Below are 4135 nucleotides of genomic sequence, written 5' to 3'. Positions count from 1 at the left end.
CGCAAGCTCGATTGCCGCGGACATGGTGGAGCGGCTCGCGGAGCATATCGGACCCGGAAGCACGACCATTGCACTCCGCGGCAATGACATCGTGTTCGGGCCGGCGCTCGAGGCGTCCTTGCGGGACAAGGGTTATGCCGTCGTGACTGATCAGGCGACCACTGAAGCGGCTGTCGAACCGCTGGCCTATAGCATCGATCCGTTCGCGGACGGTGTGCTTGTGCGGATCTCGACCTTGAAGGTCGAGCTCACCCGGATCTACACACTTGGTACGACCGGTACGACCGGAGCGGCCGGAGCGGTGCCCGCAAGTCCCTTGTCCGTCATGCAGCGGAGATCGGCGGGCAGATCATGACACAATCGTTGAAGCTTGGTGGCGCCGGTGCCGAAGATGGGCCAAGGATCCGAAGGCTAAATCGTGTGCCGATCATCGTTGCGATCATCCTCGTCCTGGTTTTTCTGGCGGCGATCTTCTTCGGTCTCTCCTCGAGGGGATTGCATTTCGGGGACCGGCAGAGCGACACGTCGTCGTCGCAACCAGCCTCCAATGATGCCGAAAGGCTCAAACAGGGCGTGCCCGACGGGATCATCGGCGAACCGAAGGTCATTCCGGTGCAACCGACGCCAGCCGTCCAAAGGAAAGAACCCACTCGTAACCCGTTCACTCCACCCGACCAGAATTTTCAGAAGACAACACCGCCGCAAACCCCAGCTATCGAGCCCGAGGCTGTGTGGCGCGCCCGGCTTGAGCGCGAGCAGGAAGAACAGATGCTCCGCGAATATCATCGCCAGCAGATGGCAAGCATTCAGGCTGAGGAAGCTGCGGCCAACTCGCCGACAGCCGTCAATCTCAAGGGCCTCGACAACGAGAATGCGATGCCGGTCGCAGCATCACAACAGTCCGTGTCACCTGCGGGAAAGTCAGCCAGTGCGATGGATCCATATGGCACTGCGTTGCTGCAGGCCGGCATTGGTGGACAGAATGCCGATCCGAACGGTCAGATTGGAAAGGCGCAGTTCTTCAACCAGGATATCGCTGATCTCGGCTACCTGCCGAATTCGGTTATCCCGCAAATGTCACCCTTTGAACTCAAACGCGGTTCGGTCATTCCGGCGACGCTCGTCACCGGTATCAACTCCGATCTTCCCGGTCGCATCACCGCCCAGGTATCGCAAAACGTCTACGACAGCGCGACCGGCCGGCGACTGCTCATCCCGCAAGGAACAAAACTGTCCGGTCGCTACGATTCCGGTGTTTCGTTCGGGCAAAACCGGGTGCTTGTCGTCTGGACCGATATCATCTTTCCGAACGGATCAACGCTGCAGATCGGCGGCATGGCTGGCACCGATGCCGCCGGCTATGGCGGGTTCAAAGACAAGGTCAACAACCACTATCTCAAGACATTTGGCTCGGCGATCCTCGTCGCACTGATCGGCGCAGGGACGGACATGCTGCTCCCGAAGGACAGCAGCACCGCATCAACGACAGACAGCGCGGCGGACGCTGCCAGGCGGTCCTTTGCCCAGACCTTCGGGCAGATCTCGCAGCAAACCGTGTCGAAAAACCTCAATGTCCAGCCCACCCTCGAAATCAGGCCGGGCTATCGGTTCAACGTCCTGGTCGATCAGGACATCGTTTTCCCAAAAGCCTATCAATGAGTCTGAGGTCGGCACCCACTACACCGCAACGTGGCGGAACTTGTTTCCGCAGCGCACCACCATGCCGGAACTTTGTCATCTTGAACGAGCTCCTCCTGCAATTGATCGATATGCTTTCATTGCCGCTTGAAGAGCGGGCAGCACGGCGCGCCTTGCGGGATTTTGCCGAGAGCGCAGGCTTCGACTATTTCGCTTATCTGCATCTGCGTGGGCAAGAGAGCTTTGCTGTGTCGAACTATCCCAGGGAATGGCAGGATCACTACGTCCAGAAAAACTACATTCGAGTTGATCCAGTCGTCACCAAGGCCAAGCATGGGCCGCCGATTTTTCAGTGGTCGGCGGACGAAGCCAGGCGAATAGGAAGGCTCGATGTAAGGCAATTCTACAAGGATGCGGAGCGGTTTGGAATCCGTTCAGGTCTGTCAGTCTCGGTTCCTGTCGGCTTCAAGAACAGGATGGTGTTCACACTCGCATCCGGGAAGCCCATGGTGTGCATCGATGAGGATCCCGATCCCGTCATTGCAGCGATGGCGGTCGCATTTGTCCATTCCCATCTCGCCTCGGCGACCCAGGATGCTGCCCTGGCTTCAGACATCCGCCTTTCACCGCGCGAGGCCGAATGCCTGCGGTGGTTCGCAGACGGCATGTCAATGCCGGACATCGCTGAAACGATCGGGATAGGATATCGGTCCGTCCGTTCCTATCTCGACGAGGCAACGCGAAAGCTTGGCGCGGCAAACAGCCGTCAAGCCGCCTCGATCGCGATCAGACTGGGGCTGATTTAATTGATCAGCACGGCAGCTTGTGGTCCTATTAGAACATTGAGAATACTTTACACTGCCGCATTGCAGTGCCGGCGTCCCCCGATTCGGTATTCTTCTTCAAGCATGGCTCTCGCAGATACATTGCAATGCCGCTTCGCACGCGCTGAAGATCCAGTCAGTCCATCTTGACACCGCCCTCAGCTACGTGGACGCAGTCTTGCAGCCGCTCTAATGTCCCGAGCATCAGCACGACTTGCCTGCAGGCCTTGACGCATCTCAGCAAAGACTGGCTCGATGCCTTTCGGATCACGGATCGTCAAAAGAACCGCGAAAGGGACACCGGAAACTGGAAACTCAGATTCAGCACGCACCAAGCTGGTGACCTCTAACCGCCAATCTGAGGTCTCGCCGCGATCAATCAGATTGCTTTCATATTGTTTCGATGGCCACCACTTGAGGCCGTGTGCAATCAGCGCCTTTTCGGGGATACCAAGGCCCGATGATTTCGGTAGGTAGCGTGCATCGATCTGGTTGGTGTAGCCGAACTGACCATCTTGATTTTTTCGCATTTGGCGCTGGCGCAGACTGGCCTCCAAGTTCACACGCACAAACTCTGCACCAAATGCGGGATCCAATGGTGGCGAATAAACGAGAGTGATTTTGACGTTGCCAGAACACTGACTCTGGGGCCCAACAAGACTTAGAGGCCAAGTAAACGGGAACCGAAGGATTGCCGGTTTTCTCGCGCCAATGGTCAAGCGACTTTGAAAGACGAGTGTAACCTCGTGATCACCGGTTTCCAGCATTTCAGCCACGCTTGAAGGTTGACCATACCCAGCGAACTGCCGGCTTAGATCCTTCATCCCCCGTTTCGTAAGCGGCTCTGGCATGACTGTATGGTGCAATAGCATTGCCCTTAGAGCCTCGGTCCCCAAAGTCCCTTGCGTATCACGATCGAGACTTGCGAGCGTGCGGGCTACAAGAGGAGCGGCGAAGCTTGTCCCAACCACATCCTGCATCACCCCTTCTCGCGTAATAGAGGTAAGACCAGTTGGTTTTCCCGGCCCAACGCCTCCGGCCCCACCGTAGGTAGCAACATCTGGTTTCACGCCAACCTGCAGGCCTGGCCCCCTTGTCGTATAGATCGTGGGAGCACCATCAACGTGTGGGGTATTTGGAGGATTGATTGCACCAACCGAGATCGAACGCACGCTTTCTGAAGGCTGAAAGATTGTGTCGGACTGCGTACGCGAGGCAAAGTATTTCACAACGTCACTCGGCTTCTTTTGCCATGGTGCCCGCGATTGACCCACCGGGAGATTGCCAGCGGAATTCACGAAAATGACTCCATAGGTGTCTGCGATCTGATCCAACCTCGCAGCATACAAGCCATATCTGTACCGGTCGACGTCGGAAGTCACATTGATCGAAAGATTGAATATCCGCACGCCGTGCTCTTCGCTCGCTTCCGTAACGGCTTGCTCCAACTCCTCCAGGAAGTCTGAAAAGCCGTTCGCATACTTGGCGAGGAATGGCCCCTTGGGGAAAAGGGGCACATCATAAAGCATACATCCATTGGGCTCTGAAACCAATTGAGCACTGTTCAGTCCTTGACCAATAGCGATCAATCCGGCAACTCCCGTGCCGTGGGCCTCGTCATACTCTCCCGGATCGAGGAAATCGAACCTCCCCGAAAGCCAGGATGATAGAAC

The 4135-nt window shown here is 56.9% G+C and carries 4 protein-coding genes; 3 read left to right on the top strand and 1 reads right to left on the bottom strand.

Going from position 1 to position 4135, the window contains the following annotated elements:
* The 3 genes from ABJN75_RS06190 to ABJN75_RS06180 all read left to right on the top strand — a co-directional run.
* Positions 1–355: conjugal transfer protein TrbH (locus ABJN75_RS06190; protein ID WP_348437831.1), on the top strand; the 355-nt coding region annotated here is incomplete at its 5' end.
* The gene (gene trbI / locus ABJN75_RS06185) at positions 352–1659 is read left to right on the top strand and encodes an IncP-type conjugal transfer protein TrbI (protein WP_348437829.1); all 1308 of its coding nucleotides are present in this window, start codon (positions 352–354) and stop codon (positions 1657–1659) included. The genes ABJN75_RS06190 and trbI, both read left to right, overlap by 4 nt.
* An 80-nt stretch (positions 1660–1739) precedes the next feature.
* Positions 1740–2444, top strand: coding sequence for an autoinducer binding domain-containing protein (locus tag ABJN75_RS06180; protein ID WP_348437827.1), 705 nt, complete (start codon positions 1740–1742; stop codon positions 2442–2444).
* Positions 2445–2620: 176 nt separating this feature from the next.
* Here ABJN75_RS06180 and ABJN75_RS06175 read toward each other — a convergent pair.
* Positions 2621–4135: S8 family peptidase (locus ABJN75_RS06175; RefSeq protein WP_348437825.1), on the bottom strand; the 1515-nt coding region annotated here is incomplete at its 5' end.

The sequence above is a fragment of the Hoeflea sp. genome (assembly GCF_039975035.1).
In the GTDB taxonomy this organism is placed as follows: Bacteria; Pseudomonadota; Alphaproteobacteria; order Rhizobiales; family Rhizobiaceae; genus Hoeflea.
Note: the sequence above shows the minus strand (reverse complement) of the source record. Positions and strands in the feature narration are given on the sequence as shown.

Excerpts from the sequence above, each read along its gene's own strand:
- trbI (WP_348437829.1), top strand. The coding sequence starts at position 352 with ATGACACAATCGTTGAAGCTTGGTGGCGCCGGTGCCGAAGATGGGCCA.